Consider the following 23104-nt stretch of genomic DNA (forward strand, 5'->3'; position numbering starts at 1 on the left):
TCGTCATTCACAGGGCGAACCCATCACAAGGCAATGCCGACGCTGAAGTGCAAGCGCCAGGTTTTTGTTTCGGTGGCGCGCGCATAGTCCAGCCGCAATGTGCCCAGCGGGCTGCGGTAATGCAGACCCAGGCCGGCGCTGGTTGCGGGCTTGAGCTCGTTCCAGCTGAATGCTGCCTGGCCGGCGTCCACAAACACCGCGCCCAGCAGGTCGGGCACGCTTTCCATCAAACCATGCGCAATCTCGAGGCTGCCGCTCCACTGCACGCGCCCGCCGGTCGGGTTGCCGAAGGCATCCACCGGCCCCAGCGCGTCAATGCCATAGCCGCGCACAGACTCGTCGCCGCCGGTGCGAAAGCGCAGCTTTTCGGGCAGGCCAACGCTGTCTTTGGCAAAAATCTGGCCCAGTTCGGTGCGGGCCGAGCCGTAAAAGCCCGCCGGCAGCGGGTAGTAGCCGTAGACCCTCAATTGGCCACGGCCGAAGCCGCCGTTGTCCGCGCTGCTGCTGTCGGCATAGCCCGCGCCCAGCAGCAGCTGGCCGGTATAGCCCCGGGTCGGGCGCAAGGTGCTGTCGACCCGGCGCCGAGTCCACTGCACATTGGCCGAGACGGCGCCCGCATTGGTGACCAGCTGCGGTGTTTCATCGCGCGAACGCAGGATTTCCAAAAAGTAGGTGCGGTCTTGCTGCGGCGTTTCGCGGTTGCGTCCGAGGCGTGCTCGCAAATTGCTGTTGACAGTGCCATCCTTGCTCAAGCGCTCGACAAACAAGGCCATCACATTGCGCTGCATATCGGCCAGCGGGTAGGAGCTCAGCTCCACATCGGCCGAACTCTCCTGGCTGCCGAGTTTGAGCTTGGTGCGTGAGCGCAGGTTCAAGCCGAAGGGCTGGCGGTTGATGTAGTCGGCGCCGATGCGGGGGCCGGAGGATGTGTCGAAGCCCACGCTCAGGGTGACTTGCTGGCGGGGCGCTTCTTTGACCTGTACATAGACAGGGCTGGCGGTCGCGGGGCTGACTGTGGGTGGCGCTATGGGAGACGTTGTGAGCACGGCCGCAGCCTCGGCCATGGCCTCTCTGCCGCCGGCCATTGATGCGGGAGCAGAGGCCGGCGCTTCGGCCATCGCCGCCGCATCGACTGCGTCGGCGATCTCCTCGATCTCGACGACGGCATTCTCTGGCCGGATGTCGACGCTGGCGCTGTCGAACAAGGTGGTGCGCAGCAGCCGTTCTTGAAAGTCCAGCATGGCGCGCTCGGTATAGGGCTCGCCCGGCTCGAAGCCGGCCAGGCGCTCCACCACCGACGCAGGCAGGTGATTGAGGCCGGTAATCTTGATCTCGCCTAGGCGGAACAGCGGCCCGCTGGCCAGCTCCAGATTGAGCTCGACGCTATTGCTTTGGGTGTCCACCCGCGCCGCCGAGCTGGCCCAACGCGCCAGCGGGTAGCCCTGCGCGCGCGCCCGGCCCAACATGGCTGCCTTGGCACCACTCCATTCGCCTTGCGTGAAGGGCTCGCTGACCTGCAAGCCCCAATCGGCGAGCATGCGTTCACGCTGGCGCGTTTTTTGTTCCACGAGTCGGGGCTGGGGCGCGCTGGCGGCAGCGTCGGCTGGCACGGGCTCCAGCAGCTCACCGCTGAAACTCAGCGTCAGCGCCGTGACCTTCGCCTGTGGGCCTGGCTCCACCCTGACCGTGATGACGGGTCGTTGGTAGTCTTCGCTGCTGGCGTCGGGCGCACTGTTCTCGACCTCGATCTGGGCGTTGAAAAAACCTTCGGTTTCGAGCAGGGCGCGGGCTTGCTGGGGTGCAGCACTGCTGAGGCGGCGCAGCTCTTGCGGGCTCAGGCGCTGATCCTCCGGGGCGCTGCGAAAGCGCGCCAGGTCCAGATGCGTCTCCAGCAAATCACGCAGCTTGGCCGGCGCAATGACGACCAGCTTGTACTCAGCCACCAGGCGCCCGCTGCTCTGCGCGGCCTTGGCTTGTCGCTCGGCCGCGGTCTTGGGGTTGAGGCTGTCGCGGAATTCTTGCAGCGTGCTGCAGCCGCTCAGTCCCAGCAAGGCGATGCTTGCCACGCCCACAAGACCCAGAGCCCGTTTGAATTGAGCGCCCGCCCTCATTTGCTCAACAAGCGCATCGCGCCTTCGAGCCCGCTGAGCGAGAGGGGAAACATCCGTTGATGCATCAGTTGCTGAATCAAGGCGACGCTTTGGCGGTATTGCCAAACGCCTTGTGGCTCGGGGTTGATCCATGCGTAATTGGGGAAACCGTGGGTCAGCCGCTGCAGCCATTCGGCGCCGGCTTCTTCGTTGTTGTATTCGACGCTGCCGCCGGGCTGCAAGATCTCGTAAGGGCTCATCGTCGCGTCGCCGACAAAGATCAGCTTGTAATCCTTGTTGTACTTGCGGATCAGGTCCCAGGTGGCGGTCTTCTCGGCAAAGCGGCGCCGGTTGTTCTTCCACACAAAGTCATAGACGCAGTTGTGGAAGTAGAAAAACTCCAAGTGTTTGAACTGCGTCTTGGCAGCCGAAAACAACTCCTCGACCCGGTGCACATGCTCATCCATGGTGCCGCCCACATCCATCAAAAGCAGCACCTTGACCTTGTTATGCCGCTCGGGCTGCATGCGGATGTCCAGATAACCGGCATTGGCGGCAGTCTTGTGGATGGTGTCGTCGAGATCCAGCTCCAGCTCCGCACCTTCACGGGCGAATTTGCGCAAGCGCCGCAGCGCGACCTGGATATTGCGCGTGCCCAGCTCCAACTGGTCGTCATAGTCCTTGTAGGCGCGCTGCTCCCAGACCTTGACCGCACTTTTGTTCTTGCTCGCTCCGCCAATGCGTATGCCTTGGGGGTTATAGCCGCTGTGGCCGAAGGGGCTGGTGCCGCCTGTGCCTATCCACTTGCTGCCGCCTTCGTGGCGCTCTTTCTGCTCTTCGAAGCGCTTTTTGAGCGTCTCCATCAACTCGTCCCAGCCCATCGCCTCGACGGCGGCCTTTTGCTCCGGCGTCAGCTCCAATTGCAGGTGTTGGCGCAGCCACTCCAGCGGTACATCCTTGCTGAAGTCGGTCAGCAACTCAACGCCCTTGAAATAGGCGCCGAACGCGCGGTCGAACTTGTCGAACAGCGCTTCGTTCTTGACCAGGGTTGTGCGAGCGAGATAGTAGAAGTCATCGATCGATGCAGCGCCCTCGGCCCCGATTACGCCTGCCTTGAGGCCTTCGAGCAGGCTCAAAAACTCCCGCACCGAGACCGGCAACTTGGCGGCTCTGAGGGTGTAGAAGAATTTGATCAGCATGGGGTAGTTACAGCGGAGGAGAGGGAGGCCGGGCGATTATCCACGCCCGGCGCAGCCTCAGTCGCTGCGTTCTGCGATCACGATGATGGTGCTTTTGCCGTCTATCGTCACTCTGGCCTGGTAGGGCAAGGCACCATCGGGTACCGCGCTGGCAACAAAGCTGAGCGTCGCGGCATCAAAGCGCAGCCAGCCCGGCAGCGCTTCTCCTCCCAAGGCGCTGGTGCTTGGGGTGCCGCCGCTGGCTTTTGTGGCTTGAACGATGGTATCGGGCAGGCTGAACTTGAAGCCGCCGCCGGCAGTGGCCGTGCTGCGTGGCACCAGCACGCTGACGATGCCGGTCTGATTGAGGTCGGGGTTGCGCGTCATGTCGACCGTGACGCCGGGCGTGTTGAGGGAGGGCGCGGCGGTGGCCGATACATTTGAAGCTGGAATGGTGGCCGGCACTCCAAGATTCGGAGCCTGAGTCGGCAAGGCCAAGCTTTCGCCGCTCGGCGGCTGAGGCGGCACGGGCGGGGCGACGGGCGGTGCTGGAGGCAGAGGCGGCACAGGCCGGGGTGAGATGTCCGCCGTCGTGCTGGCCGTGTCGGCTTGAAGTTGGTAGTTGCCGGCATCGGCGCCGCCGAGGGACAAGGCAGTGATCGCAATGGGCTTGCTTTGCCCGGGCTGGCCATTGTCAAAGTTGCCTGTAGCGCTGGCCACCAGCAGCTGATCGTCAACGAGTTTTCCGGCGAAACCGACTTCCAGCAGTCTCAGTTGCGCCGCCGTTGTTCCGTCCTCGACCTTGCTTTCGGCAGTAATGCCGGTCACCGCGCTGATGGGTGCGCGGGTAATGTCGGCCGTGGTGCTGGCGGTGCTGCTGCCCAGCAGATAGTTGTCGGCGTCGCCGCCGCCCAGGCTCAGGCCGGTGATGCTGACCGTTTTTCCGGTCGCGGCGCTCTTGTTGGCAAAGGTGCCGTTGGCGGTGGCGACGCTCAGGCGATCGCCGCTGACCTTGCCGGTGAAGGCGGTGCCGCTGCTGGTCAGCGTGGCGGCCGTCGTGCCGTCATAGACCTTGTTGGCGGCGGTGATGCCCGTGATCGCGCTGATGACGGCCTTCTCGATACTGGCGCTCGTGCTGGCCGTGTCGCTGCTCAGTAGATAGTTATCGGCGTCGCCGCCGCCCAGGCTCAGGCCGGTGATGGCTACCGCTTTACCGTTCGCAGCCGTCTTGTTGGCAAAGGCGCCGTTGGCGGTGGCGACGGTCAGGCTGTCAGCACCGATCTTCCCGGTGAACTCGGCAGCACTGCTGTTCAACGTGGTGCTGGTGTTGCCGTCATAGACCTTGTTGGCGGCGGTGATGCCGGTGATGGCGGTGATCGCGGCGCGGGCAATGTCGGCCGTGGTGCTGGCCGTGCTGCTGTCCAGCACATAGTTGTCGGCATCGCTGCCACCCAGGCTCAGACCGGTGATGGCCACCGTCTTGCCGTTCGCGGCCGTCTTGCTGGCAAAGACGCCGCTGGCGGTGGCTACGTTCAAGACGTCGCCGCTGGCCTTGCCGTTGAAGGCGGCGGCGCTGCTGTTCAACGTGGCTGCCGTCGTGCCGTCATAGACTTTGTTAACGGCGCTGATGCCGATGATCGCGCTGATGGCGGCCTTCTCGATATTGGCGCTGGTGCTGGCCGTGCTGCTGCCCAGCACATAGTTCTCGGCATCGACGCCGCCCAGGCTCAGGCCGGTGATGCTCACCGCCTTGCCGTTGGCGGCCGTCTTGTTGGCAAAGGCGCCGCTGGCGGTGGCGACTTTCAAAACGTCGCCACCGATCTTGCCGGTGAAGGCCGCGGCGCTGCTGTTGAGCGTGGCGGCCGTCGTGCCGTCGTAGACCTTGTTGGCGGCCGTGATGCCGGTGATGGCACTGATGACGGCCTGCTCGATATTGGCGCTGGTGCTGGCGGTGCTGTTGTCCAGCACATAGTTGTCGGCATCAGCACCGCCCAGGGTCAGCCCGGTGATGGTGACCGTTTTGCCGGTCGCGGCCGTCTTGTTGGCAAAGGCGCCGTTGGCGGTGGCGACGTTCAAAACGTCAGCGCTGACCTTGCCGGTGAAGGCGGCCGCGCTGCTGTTCAGCGTGGCGGTTGTCGTGCCGTCATAGACCTTGTTGGCGGCGGTGATGCCGGTGATGGCGCTGATGGCAGCCTTCTCGATATTGGCGCTGGTGCTGGCGGTGCTGTTGTCCAGCACATAGTTGTCGGCATCAGCACCGCCCAGGGTCAGTCCGGTGATGGTGACCGTTTTGCCGGTCGCGGCCGTCTTGTTGGCAAAGGCGCCGTTGGCGGTGGCCACGTTCAATACATCGCCGTTGACCTTGCCGGTGAAGGCGGCGCCGCTGCTGTTCAGCGTGGCGCCGGTCGTGCCGTCATAGACCTTGTTGGCGGCGGTGATGCCGATGATGGCGCTGATGGATGCGCGAGCAATGTCAGCGGTCGTGCTGGCGGTGCTGCTGTCCGCAACGTAGTTGCCAGCGTCGGCACCAAGCAGGCTCAGGCCGGTGATCGTCACCGTTTTGCCGCTCCCAGCCGCCTTGTTGGCAAAGGTGCCGCTGGCGCTGCCGATGCTCACATCGTCAACACCGATCTTGCCGGTGAAGGCGGCGGCGCTGCTGTTCAGCGTGGCAGCCGTGGTGCCGTCGTAGACCTTGTTGGCGGCGGTGATGCCGGTGAAGGCGCTGAGGGTGGCCGGCGTGACGTTCAAGTTGCCGTTGCTGTAGGACAAGCTATAGCCCAGTCGGTCAACCGCACCCGAGGGCGTTAGGCTATGGTCGCCTACGATGAACTGGTTCGAATTGGAGGCGGTGCCGCCAATGGCGATGGTCGGTGCGGTGCTGAGTGCCTGCGCCGCAGTGTCACCGTTGACACCGCTGACCGACGCGCTTAGCGCCGGGCTGCTGCTGCCATACACCCGGCTGAGACTGTCTGCGCTGACGGTGAGAGTGGGCCGCTCGCGGTAGATGGCATGGGCGCCGACGCCCAAACCGAGGCTGTAGTTGGTCGTCGTCTCGTCGCTGTTGTAGCGGAAACGCCCGGAACCCGAGCCGATCAAAGCGGTCAGGCCGGTGCTGCCGCTGACGCTGCCTGTGAACAGCGTCGCGCGGCCGCCGGTGCCTACGCTCATGCTGCCACCTGAAACAAGTAGATTGCCGCCTGTGGCTGTGCCTGCCGATGCAGTGCTGCCTGAATTGAGTTTGATCGCGCTGCTGCTGGTGCTGGAGGTGCTGATGACACCTGAGAGATTGAGGTCGCCGGCGCGGGTCGAAACATCGACCAGACCCGTGGCCGTGACGGCCCCCAGGTTCAAGGCACTGGCACCAACCAGTGTGACATTGCGGCCGGATTGAACCGTGACTTGCCCCCCAACTTGGTTGGATGCGTGGTTCAGCGTGATGTCGTTGGGCAGATTGGCGGCGAGAACCGTGTAGCTTCCGGCCCAAGTTGGGTAATTCGCCATCGTGATGCCATTGCGGATGCCACCGGTGTAGCTGGACTGACCCGGGTCTATGCGGACATAGACCGTGCCCCCGATCGATGCGCTGCTGAGCACCCCGGTGTAGGCGCCCGCTGCGAAGACTGGCGTGTCATCGGTGAAAAAACCCAGGCCATCGGACCCGCCACCCCAACCTGAACGGGGTGTGCCACTGACGGCGATGGCATAGACATTGCCGTTCTGTCCCCGATAGGTCAGTGGGCTTGTATTGGGTGTGGCCACCGTGATGGCGGAAGCTATGGATGAGGCGTTGTGACTCCCGGCGTAAGTCGTGCTGCCTCCATCTGCCGCCAGGTTTAGGTTGCCCGCGACGCTCAATGCCGAACTCTGGTTGATGGTGCCGGCCTCGAGGGTCAGGTTTTCATTGGCGGTGATCGCCCCGTTCAAGGACAGCAGACCGTCAGTGCGTAGCGTGGTGCTGTCGCGCAATGTGACGGCACCACCCACGGTGATATTGCCCATCGTCGCGCCGCCGATCGTGATGCTGGAGAAACCATCGGAAAAATTGTTGGCGAAGTGTGAGGCCGTCAAGGCCAGGGTCCCGCTGCCGCCAGCGATGCCGATGGTGGTGCCAGCGGTTTTCGGTCGGATGGAGAGTGCGCCTGCGGATCGGAGGGTCATTAGTCCGCCGACCCCCGTCAAGTCCATGCGGTCGGCTTCCATGGTGATGGCCCCAGTCATGCCGTCGGCACCGATGCGATTGCTTCCATCGGTGTGCTTGAAACCCTGGTTGTCACTGCCCGTGCCCCCGGTGCCAATGATGCTGATGTTGGCGGCCCCCAGGCTTTCATACGCACTGGTGTTTTCAGCCAGCACGCCCCAGCAACCGGTGTTGCTGCAGGTGCCGCCAGTGCCTGTGACCACCATCTGGCCTGTTGCTGTTGCACCCATGCGCACGACGCTGGCGAGTGCGTTCACGCCGATGTTGTAGGAGGTACCCGATCCGCCGGTTCCCGTGATGCTGAGGGTGCGATTGCTGCCTGTCTGGATCTCCGCCAGGGCGTTGGCTTGAAGCTTGACGCCTTCGTTGTTGTTGCTTGTGCCGGCCAAGGAGCCCTGTCCAGTGAGGGTCAGATTGCCGCCGCCTGTCGTGCGGGTGGTGCCGCCGCTGAGCAGGTAAACCCCTGTGCGCGCGCCCCCTGTGCCGGTGCCGGTGCCGCTGATGCTGATGTCACCACTGCTGCTTTGCACAACCGATGTCTGAGCCGAGCCTGTGCCTTGGATCAACACCCCGTTGCCACCGGTGTTGGCGCCTTGCCCGGTCAGCGTGATGGTTCCACTGCCCGAACTCACGGTGGCGCCGTCGATCTTGATGCCATCGGCATTGCTGGCGCTGCCGATCGCCGCAGTCGTGGCGGGGCTGGCCCCGCCACCCATGACGATGTTCCCGCCATTGCTGCTGAGGCTGCTGCCATTGCTCAACAGGATGGCACCGCTGCCGCTGGCATCACTGTTCGCCCAATAGGTGACTGCGCCATTGTTGGTGCTGACGGCAGCGGCGGATGCCTGTGTGATGTCGCCGCTGGCCTTCAAGACGACTGTCGCACCGGACGTTGAGTTATTCAGATTGCCGTTGACATTCAAGTTTCCGCTCAATGCCTCTGCAGTCAAATTACCGCTAACGGCGCTCGTGCCTAAGTTCAAGCCATTGACATCTTTGATCGACACGGCGGCGCCAGACACAATCGACACATCACCGGCAAAGTCGTTATTGCTATTGGTCAGCGTAATGCTATTGCTGGAACCGGGGGTCAGATTGCTGGCGCCCGCCACTGCCAGCGCACCCGCCTGAGTGATCGCGCCAGAGGCTGTTGCGGTCAACGTTCCGCTGATGGTGCTGACTCCGTTCGCATTGCCCAGCACTAAGGCATTGGTGTCGGTAAGGCTGACGTTGTTGCCACTGACCACCCGCACGCCACCGGTGAAGTTGTTGGCGGCATTCGTCAGCGTGATGTTGTTCCCTGAACCGGCTGTCAGATTGCTGGCACCCGTCACTGCCAGGGCCCCAGCCTGCGTGATTGCGCCAGAGGCTGTTGCCGTCAGTGTTCCGCTGATGGTGCTGCTGCCGTTGGCATTACCCAGCACCAGCGCATCGGTATCGTTGAGGCTGACGTTTCTACCGCTGACCACCCGCACACCACCGGTGAAGTTGTTGGTGGCATTCGTCAATGTGATGTCATTGCCAGAACCGGCTGTCAGGTTGGTAGTGCCCGCCACAGCAAGACTGAAGTAGTCTTCATACTGCCTGATCAAGCCCCCGTTGGAGATTAGGGTTAGATTTCCTGGCGCCGTGATCGATGGCAGACTGAAGCCGAGCGTATTGTTGATAGTGATGTCGCCGGCAGCGGTGACGATCTCCTGATAGATATCCCCCAAATTGGTATTCAAGGAAATACCCGTCTGGGCGCGCAGGGTAGCAAAAGAGCTTCCGGTAACGAGCCCGGCGCCACTGATGTTGCCGGCCGAGTTGAAATTGAGCCCGCCATCGCCGGGACTTGCCGAACCGGTGCTGCCGGTAAGAACGATATTGCCGCTCGTGGTGGTGGTCAGGAAAAGCCGGGAATCGCCGGAAGTGGTTGCCGCCGTACCGATGGTCAGATTCGCACCTGTGTTGGAGAGGCGAATGTCGCCAAACCCGCCAGTGCTGCCTACGGTCGACACATTGGTGAAGTTGACCGCGCCGCCTCCGGTCTGATTGAAGGTGATGAGGAAGCCCTGATCCGTGGAAGAAGCCGATGTGAGCGAAGTGACCGTCGTAGCCGTTGCGAGCGCGTTATTGAGTGCGATCCTGCCCCCGGTTGTGTCGGCGGAGATGCTGCTGGCGGCCAGATTCAGCGGCGTGGTGGCGCCAATGCCTGTGACGGCGTTGAGATCCACCGTGCTGGACGTCATCAACCCACTGCCGTTGATACTGCCGGTGGCAGTGAGCGTGGTGGTGCTTGTCCCCGTGGCGGTCAGTGCGGCGTCAATGCCGATATTGCCGCCATAAATGCTAATGGGGCCTGCAATGCTGGCCGCGTTGCTCACCGTGATGTCAGCGGTATTGCTTGTCTTGCCAATGGTCAGCCCGGTCAAGGTGTTGGCATAGCTCCAGTTGGCGGTGCTCACTGCGCTGTCAAAAGAGTTGGCAAGCGATTGGATGAGCACCGTACCACTGCCCAAAACCGAGTTGCTGCCACTGGTCAACAGGGAGTTGGCCGTGAGTGTGGTGTTGCCCGACTGCGTGGCGTTCCCCAGCGCTACACCTGCAAATTCAAACCCCTGGCTACCGCCGCCCACACCCGCAGTGCCAGTGAGGTTCAGCGCACCGCTCTCGGTGCGGACCGTGCTAGCTCCGCCGATGTAGATGCCGTCATTGTTGTTGCTGCCGCCAGTTCCGCCGCCTGCGCCTACCAGGGTCACCGTACCTGTACCGGTTGCGCGGATGCTTGGAGGGTTTGTGCCGTAGATGGCAACACCCACATTGCCATTATTGTTTGCCGCGCCCCCGGTGCCGGTCACGCTGACGGCGCCAGCGCCCGTCACGCTGGCGCCGTTTTCAATCATCACACCACGCGCGTTGCCTCCGCCCACGCTGGAGCCCTGGCCCACGAGGGTGATGTCGCCGCCGGTCACCGATGCGCTGGTCCCGATGATGCGAACGCCATCTGAGTAGCCGCCGGTGTCGGCACCATGACCACGCATGCTGACATTGCCCGCGCCCGCATTCACGCTGGCACCTTGCAGCTCGACACCGTTGCCCAGCCCGTTGTTAGAGGAAAACGCTGCAGTGGTCAGCGGATTGGCGCCACCGCCAAAAACAATGTTGCCACCGCTAGAGCTCACGCTCGCGCCGGGCTGCAGCCGAATGGCGCCTGCAGCAGAGGCATCGCTATCGCTGTTGTAGGTGATGGTGCCGCCATTGCTGCTGACCGCTAAGCTGCTCTGCTGAAGAATGTCGCCTGCTGCTTTGATGAGCAAGGCAGCATTGGACGCTGTGGAGGCAAGCCCCGCATTCAACGTGACATTGCGTCCATAAATGCTGATAGGCCCGGCAATGCTGGTGCTGCTGCCAACGTTAATGTCAGCCGTATTGCCCGCCTTGCCGAGGGTCAACCCGCCAAGCGAGGACAAACTGTTGACCGTCAAACCGGCCAGCGACCCCGCATTTGAACCACTCCACGTGAAGGTCGAAGCAAACGAATTTCTGGGCGCAATGGTGAGCGCGCCAGTGGTTTGAAGTGTGGACGCAGAATAGCTAAACGTGTCGGCGTTGATAGCGATGTTGCCGGCGTAAGTCGTGCCGCCGAAAGTGCTACCCGTCATGCTTAAGTCATCACTGCCGCTGGCACCCGTGGCCTGCAAGGTGATGGCGCCTGAATTGTTGTCGCCGATAGTGCTTGGGCTCAGGGTCACGATCCCGAAGTTGCTGCTGCCACTGCCATTGGCTCCACCGGTACCGGAAAAGCTGATCGCACCACCGGCCGATTTGACCGTGCCGCCGCTTTGCACAATCACACCGTAGTTGTCGCTGCCGGACGCGCCCACCCCGCCTGTGCCGGTGATGGCCACGGTAGATCCCGCGCCGGCTCCCTCGGCAGACACGATAGAGCCGCTAATGTTGATGCCGGACTGAGCACCGCTACCCATGCCCCCGGTGCCGATCAGGGCCAGTGCGCCACTGCCGGTTGTTTTAACCAAACTGTTGCCCGCAAGATAAATACCAAAATTGGGTGTGGAAGACCCGGTGCCGCCACCGGTGCCGGTCAGCGTCATGGCATTGCTGCCACTTGCTGTAATCGACGAGTTAGAGTCCAGAAAAATACCGTGGTTGTTGTTGCCGCCTGCGGCACCGCTTCCGGCACCGCCCGAGCCGGTAATGACCGTGGTGCCAGACCCGGTTATCACTGACGAGCTCTCAAGCGATACCCCCCAGTTGCGTTGTGAGCTCCCAGCATTGGCGGAGCCCGTTCCAATGACGGTGACATTGGCGCCGGCAATTGAGGCTTCGTTAAACAAGCGCACGCCAATGCCGGTGTCCGCCGTGCTGCGATTGCTGGTTCCGCGAATCGATACATTGCCAGCGCCTGCATTGATAGCGACGTTGTCGCTCAAATCCACGCCACGATTGGCGAAAGCAGCCGTGGTTGTCGGGTCAGCACCACCGCCCATCACGATGTTGCCGCCGTTGCTCGTGATGCCGCCGACGCTGCCGCTGCCAGTGAATGCGATGCCACCACCACCGATGCCGTCGCTGTCGCTGTTGAGTGTCACATTCAATGCGCCGCCCGTCGCGGAAATGCGGACCCCCCCGTTAACGATGATGTCGTTGTGCGCCTTTAGCGTCAGCGTGGTGGTGGTAGCGCCGGTTTTTGCAATGTTGGTCGCCACCGTAATGTCGCCGTTGCCTTGTCCATCGCCCGCAGTGCCACCCGTTTGAATGGTGACGTTATTGCTGGTCAAGGCGTTGGAAACATCACTGGCCAATATCGTGCTGGTGGCGGCGGAGGTGAAATCCGGGGGGGAGTAGCTGGTGCCACTGGTGCTGCTGCCAATGGTGATGTTGTAGGGGTCCAGCAGCCAGTCTCCCGCAACTCCTAGAGGTGCCGCCGTAGAAACCCGCACGCCGTCGACCACCAGCTTGTAGCCGGAGGTTTCCACCTGCCCGCCCTTGCCGCCTTGCGCGCCACCCTGGGCCAGAATGCTTCCCTGTGCGCGGGTGACCGCGTTGGGGTTATGAATGTCCGACCACAGCACCACCTTGCCACCATCACCCTGGTGCGTGGCACTGGCATCGATGCTGGCACTGGCGTCCATCGTCACCTGGCTGGCCTGGTGCATTGCGCCGCTGCCCTGCCAATCGCCCCCCACCAGCACCGTGCCGCCGCCTTGGGCGCCGGCGGCCTCGATGCGCGAAGCGCTGGCCAGGGAAATCTGGTCGGCCTCCAGCACGATGCGGCCACCCCGCTCGGTCAGGCTGTTAGCCTGCAAGCTGCCGCTGTGTTTGATGACGCCGCCTTGCAACTCTTGGGCGGCCCTGGCCGACAGCAGGATGAGGCCGTCCGGTGCCAGCACGGCCTGGCGGTTGTCCACCAGCGCCGCCACGTCCGACGGGCTGACCAGCAGCTTGGTCAAGCGTTGCCCTTCGAGCTGCAGCTCGATCATCTCGCCAGCAGCCAGCGCCACCGTGCCGGCCTGCGCCATGATCACGCCGCTATTGCGCACCTCGGGCGCCAGCAGCGCGATATAGCCGCCCAAATGGGCCGTCAGCTGGCCTTCGTTGATGACGCTGCCGGTGGCACCGTTGCGGTCGAAGCGGGTCTTGCCGGCCATGAAGTCGGCGGTTGATATGCCGTGCGTGGTGGCCGTCAGTGCGCCAACATCGGCGCTGGCGCTAGGGCTGAAATAGATGCCGGCCGGGTTGCTCAAAAAGACCTGGCCATTCGAGCTGATGCGGCCAAAGATCTGGCTGGGCTGAGCGTCCAGCACCCGGTTCAGGGTCACGCTGGCGCTGTTCGGTTGTTTGAAGTTGACCTGTGCATTGGCACCGAGATTGAAGCTTTGCCAGTCGATGGCGGCACGCTGGCTGCTTTGGTTCACGTCCATGCGGGCGCTGTTGCTGCCAATGACGGCTTGCCCTGCCACCACTTGGCCGCCTTGCGGCAGGGTGTTGACGGCTGGAGCGGCTTGGGCGCACCCAAAGCCCAGCGCCAGCAGGGCCGGCAAGCTGCGTAGCACCGCGATCAGCGCGCCGAAGCCACGCCCGCCGGCGATGTTGCGCTTGCCGCGACCGCGGCTGAGTTCGCTGACCGCGACCCAAGTGCCTGCGTTCTCGTTCCAGACCAGGCGATAGAGACGGTTGATGCTGGCATGCTCGTTCATGGAATATTCTCTGCAAAAAAACTTGGATGGGCGCTGGGCAAAGGCTGGGAGTGCGTCAGAAGGGAAGGCTGGCCTGCAGCCAGACGCGTGTGCGCTTGTGCGTGCCGTCTTGGTCTAGGCCGGCCGCGTTGGCCAGCGGGTTGCTGCCGATACGGCTCGCCACGGTGAACCTAAGGTCGAGCGCACGCGGGCCCGTCCAAGCTAGGCCCAGGCCGGCGCCTTGTAGCGTCGCCCGATTGACCTTGGGTGCACCAGCAAAGCTGTTATCAACGTTGATCTGCACTTGCCCGCGGTCATAGAACAGCACACCGCGCAGATCCGCGGGCAGCTGCCCGCGCAGCTCTAAATTGATGATGTGGCCGCGCGCGCCGCCGGCCTCACTGCTGGGGTAGGCACGCACGCCTTGCGCACCGCCGAGGTAGAACTTCTCGGACGAATCGAGGTTGCGGTCGCTGGTTTGTCCGGCAATTGCTGCAAAGACGGTCAGCCTGGAGCTGAGCGCTTGCTGGCGGCTGAAGCTGTAGCGCAGCTTGGTGAAGCTGCCATGGGTCTTGGGGCCATTCGCGTCGGCGGCAAAGTTGGGTGAGCCTTGCAGATTCAGGCGCCCTTGGCTGAGCAACAGGCCGCCGCCATTGGCTCCGCCGCCACCCCAGTCGTCGAACAAATTGCCGCTCACGCCGGCGGAGGCAAGGCGAGAGCGGTAGTCGTTGCCGACGCTGCCATTGGCTTCGTTGCGAAAGTCTTTGTGCTCGAAGCTGAACTGCACTGACAGATTGCGCTCCCGGCTGCGCAGCGCCGCAAAGCTGGCGTCCAGCGACCAGGTGCTGGACTTGCCCTTGGCGTTCAGCGCTTCGAAGTCGGTCCCGACCAAACGGTAGCGCAAGGTCGAGGCGTTGGCGCCGGCGCGCCAGCCCTGCAGGCCCAGGGGGGCGGAACCTGCCAGGCGGGCGTAGTCGCTGCCCCGAGTGTGGCTGAGTTGGCCGTTCAAGGCGTCGCCTAGCCCCAGCGGTCCGTTCAGGCTCAGTCCGGCATTGACGCGCTCGGCACCAGTGGAGCGGCTGCCGCTGTTGTCGGCGCTGGCGTCTCCCAAAAGAAGCGGCCCATCGGCAAGCTTGATCAGCAAATCGGTCTCGCCCGGCTGGCTGCCAGCGACCAAACTGCCGGTGCTGCTGATGCCGGGGAGGTCGCTCAAGAGCAGCAGGCCCCGGTCAAGCGCCGGCAGGCGCAGCGGCGCGCCGCTGGCCTGCTGCGCAGCGATCATGGCCGTGGCGCGGTCGGTGTCAAAGCGCAGGCCGCTGGCGGGCTTGTCGAGGAGCACCTTGCCGAAGTGGGCTTCATCGACTTGCAAGAGGATCACGCCTTCGGTGATGTCTTGCGGCGGCAGGTAGACACGAGCCAGCCAACCCGCCCGCGCGTAGGCCTCGGCAACGGCGGCGGCGGCGCGCTGCAGGTCGGCTAAGCCAAGGGTGCGGCCCTGGTATTGACTGAGAGCAGCTTGCAGTGTGGCACTGTCAAGCAACTGATTGCCGCGCAACTCGAAACGGGCGACTTGGACCTGTCGCCCGCCATCCAGGTGCAGCTCTTGCGGCTGGTTCAGGCGCGGGCTATCGCCGCGCTGCGGCTGGGGCGGAGTTATTTGTCGTTGTTGTTGCAGCAGGCTGCCAGCGTCGGGTGGGGTTTGCGCCCATAGCGAACTGGGTAGCAAGGCCAGCATGGCAGCCAGATGCAAGGGGCGAACCCAGCAGAAGTGGGCGGGTTGACCTGCTCGTGAGCGCCCCCAGACCTGTCGCTGCGCGCCAGGCCCCGCGAGGGGGAGAAGAAACAACTTGGGAGCGGCCCGGCGCTCTGTTTCTTGAGAGCGAGGGCGCTGGAAGACGACTGATGTGCGGTGCGAAGCTGGCATGGGCGCCTTGTCCTGGCAGTGAAATCTGAGGGTTCGGTCGACTCGCCCCGGGCTGAATTAAGTCGCGCCGAGGCTATTCGTGCATCACCATATCGTCGCCGCGCAGCAAGGCACTTGAGCGGCGATATTGGGGCGTCTTCTTGATCCTTTTTCGCCCTTGCTGAGTCCGCACTATGGCCTGCAACGCAAAAAAAACGCCCTGCGCCGCAAATTGCGGGGCAGGGCGATGGGGGAAGGGCGCGCTGGGTATGTGCGTGAGAAGGCGTGGTGCGCTCAGCCCTTGTGGACGCGCCCACCTTTGCCGCCGTGACGCTTGAGCCAATCAAAAAACTCGCCGTACCAAAGCTTGCTGTTCTGGGGCTTCAGCACCCAATGGTTTTCATCCGGGAACCACAGCAGGCGTGCATCGACACCGCGCGCCTTGAGCGTGTTGTAGTAGGCCAGGCCCTGCGCGTCGGGCACGCGGTAGTCCAGCGCACCGTGGATGACCAGCGTGGGCGTGCGCATATGCTGGGCGAAGTTGACCGGGCTTTGGGCGGCAATTTTGGCCGGGTCGACCCAGTAGTTGGCGCCCAGCTCTTTGACATGCCAGGTGTAGCAATCGTCGGCATACATGGCTTGCCAGTCGAAGCAGCCGGCGTGGCAGATATAGGCTTGGTAACGCCCAGGCTCCACATGCCCATTCATCCATGCAACCATAAAGCCGCCGTAGCTGCCGCCGGTGGCGTAAATGCGGCCTTTGTCGGCCCAAGGCTTCTTCAAGATCCAATCGGTGCCGGCCTCGATGTCTTGCAACTCCAGCTCGCCCCAGCGGTGCGTGATCGAGTCGAGAAATGCATGACCGAAGCTGGAACTGCCGTGGTAATTCACGGCGGCGACCACATAACCCTCGGCGGCGAATAACTGATGGTTCCAGCGCCAATGCCAGCTGTCACCCATGGCGGTGTGCGGGCCGCCGTGGATCAGATGCATGACCGGGTATTTCTTTTTGGCGTCGAAGCCGGGCGGGTAGGCCAGCCACATCTGCACCTGCTCGCCCTGCGCGCCGGCATAGAAGACTTCTTCGATCTTGGAGAATTTGTGCGCCGCCAGCAAGTCGATGTTGAAGGACTCGATGCGCTGCGCTTTCTTCTCTTCATCCAACACGGACAAGCGCGGAGGGAAGTGAATGCTGTCGTGGTTGACGACGATCACGCCCGCAGCGGCCGCGAAGCTTGTTGCGTGGCCGCCTTCGAACTCGATTGCGGCCGAGGCGGTGGGCAGGTCGAAGCGCCAAAGATGGCGACGGCCGGCCTGCTCGGCGCAGAACAGCAGCGACAAATCATCTTCGGCCCAATTCAGCGGCGCGGCGACTTCACGGTCCCAGTCGGCCGACACCACTGCCCATTGGCCGTGGGTATCCAGCACCGCCAGCTGCGCCGGCATCGTGTGCTTGAGCCCTTGGTTGCTGGCCAAAAAGGCGAGATGCTGGCCGCCGTGGCTATAGCGTGGCGCGCCAAAGTCCCAAGCGGCGTCTTGCAAGAGGGTGCGAAATTCGCCTGACTTCCCGCCCGATTTAAGCGTTAGCTCGGCCAGCGCAAAGCAATTGCCGACCTTCTTCTCGGGCGCCGGATCAAAGGCAAATACGATGCTGCGGCCATCGGGCGCGATGCCGAAGCATTCGCTGCCTGCGTCGGCGCGGCTGAGCTCAAAGCCGCTGCCCTCGAACAGGTCCTGGGTTTTGCCGGTTTTGACGTCGATGACATGCAAATGAGCGACCCGGCCCATCGGGATGCTGTGATCCCAGTAGCGGTAAAACGCCTCGCTGGTGACATAGCCGGTTTGCTTGCGCGCCTTGAATTCTTTGTGCGCCTTGGCCTGTGCTTTGGCGCCTTCGAGCTCGGGCCAGACCCAGGAGATGAAGGCGATGCGGCGGCCGTCGGGGAACCATTTGAAGGCCTCAACGCCGGTGGCGATTTGACCCAGGCGGCGCGCTTCGCCGCCATCGGGGGCGATCAGATAGAGCTGTGGCTCGTCGTCCTTGACCCCATCCTGCTCGCGCTTGGCCACGAATGCGATCTGCTCGCCGCTCGGGCTCCACTGCGGCGCGCCGTCTTTGTCGCCGGCGCTGGTCAAGCGGCGCGGCTCGCCGCCCAGCGTAGACAGCAGATACAGGCTGGAGCGACTCTTGTTCTCTGCCATATCGAACTGCGACAGGCTGGCCACCGCTTGGGCACCATCGGGCGACAGGCTGGGCGCGCCGACCCGCTCGATTTGCCAGAGTGCGTCAACATCAAATTTACGGGTTTTGCTCATGGTGCGTCCGAGCGTAAGAATTTGGCCAAAAGGTGACGAAAGGCCATGCGTCCGACGCCACAGCCCAGCACGATGAAGAGCAGGCCTGTCAATTGCGGCAGCCCCCAGCCGGGTGTGTTGATGAAGTCATAGCCGAAAGCGATGCCGACTTGCCAGCCGGCCAAGGCGCCGAGCACGAAGCCGGCTGCGTCGGCAAGACCTTCGAAAGCAGCGCGTTTGAGGGGTGAGGTCATGGTCAGTTATGGCTGGTGAATGGGCCGCTTGGTTTAGCGGTTATGGCGCTGCATTTGCAGCAGCTTCTCGAACAGGGTCAGGTCTTGCTCGTTTTTGAGCAAGGCTCCGACCAGCGGCGGGATGCTGATTTTTTCGTCCTGGCTTTGCAGCGCAGAGACGGGGATGTCCTCGGCCAGTAGCAGCTTCAGCCAGTCCAGCAGCTCCGACGTAGAGGGCTTTTTCTTCAGGCCCGGCAGATTGCGCACCTCGAAGAAGGTCTTCAGTGCGGCCGCAAGCAGTTCCTTCTTGAGGCCGGGGAAATGCACATCCACGATGGCTTGCATCGTCGCCGGGTCAGGGAACTTGATGTAGTGAAAAAAGCAGCGGCGCAAAAACGCGTCGGGCAGTTCTTTTTCGTTGTTGGAGGTGATGAAGACCAAGGGGCGATGCTTGGCCTTGATCAGCTGACGGGTTTCGTAGACATAGAACTCCATCCGGTCGATCTCTCGAAGCAAGTCGTTGGGGAATTCGATGTCGGCCTTGTCGATCTCGTCGATCAAGAGCGCGACCGGCCGATCGGACTCAAAAGCCTGCCAGAGCACGCCTTTGACGATGTAGTTCTCGATGTTCTTGACCTTCTCGGCGCCTTCAATGCCGGAGAGTTGGCTGTCGCGCAAGCGGCTGACAGCGTCGTACTCGTACAGGCCTTGCTGCGCCTTGGTGGTCGATTTGATATGCCATTGCAGCAAGGGCATGCCCAAAGCGGCGGCCACTTCTTCGGCCAGCATGGTCTTGCCGGTGCCGGGTTCGCCCTTGACGAGCAGCGGGCGCTGCAGCGTGGCGGCGGCGTTGACGGCCAACATCAAGTCGGCGGTTGCAACGTATTGGTCCGAACCTGCAAATTTCATGGTTTAAATCAAACAGTAGATTGGGTCGAATGAGTATAGAGGCGGCCTCTATAATGCCGATCGGATTCAGAACACGACACCTGGGACTATGAAAAAACTGCTGCAGATTTCGATCGCCTTGGCCGCTTCCCTTTGCGCGAGCGCCTCCGTTCATGCCCAGGCCCAAGCTCAGGCCCCGGCCGATGCCCAAGCCAAGACTGACGGCAAAGTCTCCGTGCAAACCAAGGTAGCCATGTGCATCGGCTGCCACGGCATTCCTGGTTACCAAGCCAGTTTTCCAGAGATTCACAAGGTGCCAATGATTGCTGGGCAAAATGCGCAGTACATCGTCTCCGCTTTGAATGCCTACAACAAGGGCGAGCGCAAGCACCCCACGATGCGCGGCATCGCTCAGCGCATGAGCGAGCGCGACATGGCTGAAGTCGCCGCTTTTTACGAAAAGCAAGCCGGCGTGGCCGCAGTGCCAGAGGCCGTCATACCGCCGAGCGCGCAAGTAGCCGAGCTGCTGAGCAAGGGCGCCTGCGCGTCTTGCCACGGTGCTAACTTCAGCAAGCCTATCGACGGCGCTTACCCGAAGCTGGCTGGTCAGCATGCTGACTATCTGTATGTGGCCCTGAAGTCCTACCAGGTCGAAGGCAAGGCAGTGTATGGTCGCGGCAACGCCATCATGGCGGGCCAAGTCAAGCAATTCAGCCATGCCGAGTTGAAGGCCATGGCCAATTACCTGGCTTCTTTACCGAGCGAACTGCGCACCGTGCCACAGAACAAGTTCCGCTGAATTAAGCGAGCTCAAACTCCTTTTGGCCCGCCGACTGCGCAGGGCCAAAACGCAAAGAAGTCGCCTAAATGGCGGCTTTTTTTATGCATATTGCCAAGTGCAAAATGCCGCGCAGGGCAGATACTCAAGCGTTGACTCCTCAATGAGTCGTTTGGGCCAGAGATGCTAAAAAAGATACCCACCCAGCAGGTCGAGTTGGGCATGTTTCTCCAGTCGATGGAGGGCTCCTGGCTATCGCATCCTTTTTGGAAGACGAAGTTTGTGTTGCGGGACCAGGCCGATTTGGATGCCTTGCTGAGGAGCGGCGTGCCGGCGGTATGGATCGATGTCAGCAAGGGGACGGATCTGCTCGCTGAGCCGGGCTCGCCTGAGCCGGCGGCTGCAGCGGTCTCTGCGCCGGTGGACTTATCCGCAGAGCAGGTGCCAGAACCCGAGCCAGAGCCCGAGCCGCCCGGCCCTCCAACGATAGTCGCGCCCAAGCAGCAAGCGCGACCGGCTCGCGCCAGCATGGGCGCGGAGATGGAGCAGGCCACGCAGGTGATGAACCGCTCGCGCGAGCAGATCACGGCCCTGTTCGGCGAGGCGCGCATGGGCAACGCGATCAATAGCGAGGAATGCCAGCCCTTGGTGGTGGAGATTGCCGATTCGGTTGCTCGCAACCCTTCGGCCTTGATCAGCTTGGCGCGGCTCAAGACCAAGGACGACTACACCTATATGCACTCGGTTGCCGTTTGCGCCTTGATGGTGTCCTTGAGTCGGCAACTCGGCTTGGATGAGGATCAGGCCCGTGAGGCGGGCCTGGCCGGGCTCTTGCATGACATTGGCAAGATGGCCATGCCGCTGGAGATTTTGAACAAGACCGGCGCTTTGAGTGACGCCGAGTTCACCGTGATTCGCTCGCACCCGGTGCGGGGCTATCAAATGCTCAAGGAGAGCGGCGGTGTGTCCGCCGCAGCGCTTGATGTCTGCTTGCACCATCATGAAAAGATGGACGGCACCGGTTACCCGCAAAAGCTCAAGGGCGAGCAGATCAGCTTGCTGGCGCGTATGGGTTCGGTCTGCGATGTCTATGACGCGATCACCTCGACCCGGCCCTATAAGGCGGCCTGGGACCCGGCCGGGTCGATCCAGCGCATGGCGCAATGGACGGGGCAGTTTGATCCTGTGGTGTTCAAAGCTTTCGTGATGTGCGTGGGTATCTACCCGGTCGGCAGTTTGGTCAAGCTGGAGTCGGGCCGGCTGGCGGTGGTGCTGGATTTGAACTCTCAGAACTTGGCCGCACCCGTGGTGCGCGTGTTCTACTCCACCCGCTCCAAGCTGCCCATCTCGGTGCAAACGCTTGATCTTTCCGATGCGGCCGTGAGTGACCGAGTCATCGGGCGCGAGTCCCCGCAGGACTGGGGCTTTACACATCTGGATGAGATTTGGCGCAAGGCTTGACATAGCGCCGCCTCCCATAGGTTTACCCCGAGCCCCTTGCCTGTGCAGCCTGCCTAAACTCAGCGCAGCACTCATCGGCGGGAGATATCGGAAATGTTGAAGAAAATAGCGGCACTTGTTCTGCTGTCTGCGGTTCAGCTGAGCCCTGCCCAGGCGCAGACTTTGCGTTGGGCCAGCCAGGGTGACCCGCAGACCATGGACCCGCATTCGCAAAACGAAAGCATGACCAATATGGTCAACGGTCAGGTCTATGAGCGCCTGACCCGGCGTGACCGCAAACTGAATATCGCGCCAGGTCTGGCCACCGAATGGACGCAAGTCTCACCCCTGTTGTGGCGCTTCAAGCTGCGCCCGGGCGTCAAGTTCCATGATGGTCGGCCCTTTACGGCCGACGATGTGGTGTTTTCGATTCAGCGCGCCAAGGCGCCGACCTCGCAACTGTCTGTTTACGCCAATGCGGTCGGCACCGCGCGCAAGGTTGATGAGCTGACGGTCGAGTTTCAGTTGAGCAGCTACAACCCCATCTTCTTGCAGCATTTGGACCTGCTCTGGATTATGAGCAAGCCCTGGGCCGAGGCCAACCGAGCCGTGCGACCGCTGGACTTCAAGAACAAGGAGGAAAGCTTCACCAGCATGAACGCCAATGGCACCGGCCCTTATCAACTGCTAACGCGCCAACCCGGCGTCAAAACGGTCTACAAGCGCAACCCGGCTTGGTGGGGCAAGTTTGAGGGTAATGTGCAGGAGGTGGTGTTTACGCCGATCAGTAACGACGCGACAAGGCTGGCGGCGCTCGTCTCGGGCGAGATCGACTTCGTGCTCGACCCGGCGCCCCGCGATGTGCCGCGACTGCGCAATACCAGCGGTGTCAAGGTGATCGACGGCCCTGAAAACCGCATCATCTTCATCGGCATGGATCAGGCCCGTGACAAGCTGCTTTACGCCAATGTGGCCGGGGATAAAAACCCGTTCAAAGATGTCCGGGTGCGCAAGGCGCTTTACCAGGCGGTCGATGTGGAGGCGATGCGCATCAAGCTGATGAATGGCCTGAGCCAACCGACCGGCAGCCCGACGCCTTCGGCGGCAGCGAGTTTCAATGATGCAGCGCTGGAAGCACGCTACCCCTTTGACATTGCTGCTGCGCGCAAGCTGATGGCGGACGCCGGCTACCCGGAAGGCTTCGAAGTCACGCTTGATTGCCCGAACAATCGATACATCAATGATGAAGAAATCTGCCAGGCCTTGGCGGCGATGTGGGCGCAGCTCAAGGTCAAGGTGCGCGTTTCGGCGATGCCGCGGGTGACCTTCTTTCCCAAGCTAGAGAAGCTCGACACCAGCTTGTTCCTTTATGGCTGGGGTGGCGCCATCAATGACGCCGAGTCCATCATGACGCCGGTGTTTCGCAACCGCGGTGAGAAGGGCGTCGGCCTGTACAACTATGGCAATGTGCATAACGACAAGTTCGACGCATTGGCGGCTCAGTCATCGGTAGAGGCCGATGTGGCCAAGCGCGAGCAGTTGATCAAGGCCGCGCTGACCGAATACAAAGAGCAATTCCATGTGCTGCCTCTGCACCGGCAGATGATCCCCTGGGCCGCGCGCAGCAATGTCAATATGGTGCACCGGGCCGACAACTGGCTTGAGTTGGCTTGGGTGACGGTGGGGAATTGAAGCCCCAAGGCCGCTAGAAACAGCAAAGCCCAGTCTTTCGAACTGGGCTTTGTTTTGTTTTTTGGTGCCGGAGAGATGAATCGAACACCCGACCTTCTCATTACGAATGGCAAAAAATTGGCGTTTACCCGTATTTCGCTTTGTTGATACACTAACCATGAAATCTATGTAAATCAACGGTTTAACTTGTTTTTTGGTTGGGCATGTGTTGATTGACGCAGATGGGTTCA

At 62.2% G+C, this 23104-nt stretch carries 10 protein-coding genes; 3 read left to right on the forward strand and 7 right to left on the reverse strand.

The window, feature by feature from the left end; translation table 11 throughout:
* Nucleotides 1–23: 23 nt before the first annotated feature.
* From PRZ03_RS23920 to PRZ03_RS03585, 7 genes are all read right to left on the reverse strand, one after another.
* On the reverse strand, nt 24–2066 hold the full coding sequence (locus PRZ03_RS23920) for an autotransporter assembly complex protein TamA (RefSeq protein ID WP_273599063.1): 2043 nt from the start codon (nt 2064–2066) through the stop codon (nt 24–26).
* Nucleotides 2067–2107: 41 nt separating this feature from the next.
* Nucleotides 2108–3289, reverse strand: coding sequence for a vWA domain-containing protein (locus tag PRZ03_RS03560; protein WP_263531820.1), 1182 nt, complete (start codon nt 3287–3289; stop codon nt 2108–2110).
* Nucleotides 3290–3346: 57 nt separating this feature from the next.
* Nucleotides 3347–13666, reverse strand: coding sequence for a YDG domain-containing protein (locus PRZ03_RS03565; protein ID WP_273599064.1), 10320 nt, complete (start codon nt 13664–13666; stop codon nt 3347–3349).
* 55 nt (nt 13667–13721) lie between these two features.
* Entirely contained in the window at nt 13722–15395 is a 1674-nt protein-coding gene (locus tag PRZ03_RS03570; RefSeq protein WP_273599065.1) for a ShlB/FhaC/HecB family hemolysin secretion/activation protein, read from the reverse strand.
* Between the two features lie 447 nt (nt 15396–15842).
* Complete coding sequence (locus PRZ03_RS03575) at nt 15843–17864, reverse strand: S9 family peptidase (protein ID WP_273599066.1); 2022 nt, start codon at nt 17862–17864, stop codon at nt 15843–15845.
* Complete coding sequence (locus PRZ03_RS03580) at nt 17861–18097, reverse strand: hypothetical protein (protein ID WP_263531824.1); 237 nt, start codon at nt 18095–18097, stop codon at nt 17861–17863. The genes PRZ03_RS03575 and PRZ03_RS03580 overlap by 4 nt, the downstream gene beginning before the upstream one ends.
* 33 nt (nt 18098–18130) lie before the next feature.
* Nucleotides 18131–18985 carry an AAA family ATPase gene (locus tag PRZ03_RS03585; protein ID WP_263531825.1) on the reverse strand — a complete coding sequence of 285 codons (855 nt, stop codon included), beginning with the start codon at nt 18983–18985 and terminating at the stop codon, nt 18131–18133.
* A gap of 88 nt (nt 18986–19073) precedes the next feature.
* Between PRZ03_RS03585 and PRZ03_RS03590 the strand changes: the two genes are divergently transcribed.
* The 3 genes from PRZ03_RS03590 to PRZ03_RS03600 all read left to right on the forward strand — a co-directional run bounded on the left by PRZ03_RS03590 (nt 19074) and on the right by PRZ03_RS03600 (nt 22874).
* A complete protein-coding gene (locus PRZ03_RS03590) occupies nt 19074–19763 on the forward strand; it encodes a c-type cytochrome (RefSeq protein ID WP_263531826.1) in 690 nt (229 codons plus the stop codon).
* Nucleotides 19764–19925: 162 nt separating this feature from the next.
* Nucleotides 19926–21203 (forward strand): HD-GYP domain-containing protein, encoded by a 1278-nt coding sequence (locus PRZ03_RS03595; RefSeq protein WP_273599067.1) that lies wholly within the window; start codon nt 19926–19928, stop codon nt 21201–21203.
* 93 nt (nt 21204–21296) lie between these two features.
* The gene (locus tag PRZ03_RS03600) at nt 21297–22874 is read left to right on the forward strand and encodes an ABC transporter substrate-binding protein (protein WP_273599068.1); all 1578 of its coding nucleotides are present in this window, start codon (nt 21297–21299) and stop codon (nt 22872–22874) included.
* The last annotated feature ends 230 nt before the right edge of the window (nt 22875–23104 follow it).

Origin of the sequence: Roseateles albus (assembly GCF_028595345.1) — a bacterium.
GTDB lineage: Bacteria > Pseudomonadota > Gammaproteobacteria > Burkholderiales > Burkholderiaceae_C > Paucibacter_A > Paucibacter_A albus.

Coding starts and splice junctions, on each gene's coding strand:
- PRZ03_RS03560 (WP_263531820.1), bottom strand. CDS start 3,289: ATGCTGATCAAATTCTTCTACACCCTCAGAGCCGCCAAGTTGCCGGTC.
- PRZ03_RS03565 (WP_273599064.1), bottom strand. CDS start 13,666: ATGAACGAGCATGCCAGCATCAACCGTCTCTATCGCCTGGTCTGGAAC.
- PRZ03_RS03575 (WP_273599066.1), bottom strand. CDS start 17,864: ATGAGCAAAACCCGTAAATTTGATGTTGACGCACTCTGGCAAATCGAG.
- PRZ03_RS03580 (WP_263531824.1), bottom strand. CDS start 18,097: ATGACCTCACCCCTCAAACGCGCTGCTTTCGAAGGTCTTGCCGACGCA.
- PRZ03_RS03585 (WP_263531825.1), bottom strand. CDS start 18,985: ATGAAATTTGCAGGTTCGGACCAATACGTTGCAACCGCCGACTTGATG.
- PRZ03_RS03590 (WP_263531826.1), top strand. CDS start 19,074: ATGAAAAAACTGCTGCAGATTTCGATCGCCTTGGCCGCTTCCCTTTGC.
- PRZ03_RS03595 (WP_273599067.1), top strand. CDS start 19,926: ATGCTAAAAAAGATACCCACCCAGCAGGTCGAGTTGGGCATGTTTCTC.
- PRZ03_RS03600 (WP_273599068.1), top strand. CDS start 21,297: ATGTTGAAGAAAATAGCGGCACTTGTTCTGCTGTCTGCGGTTCAGCTG.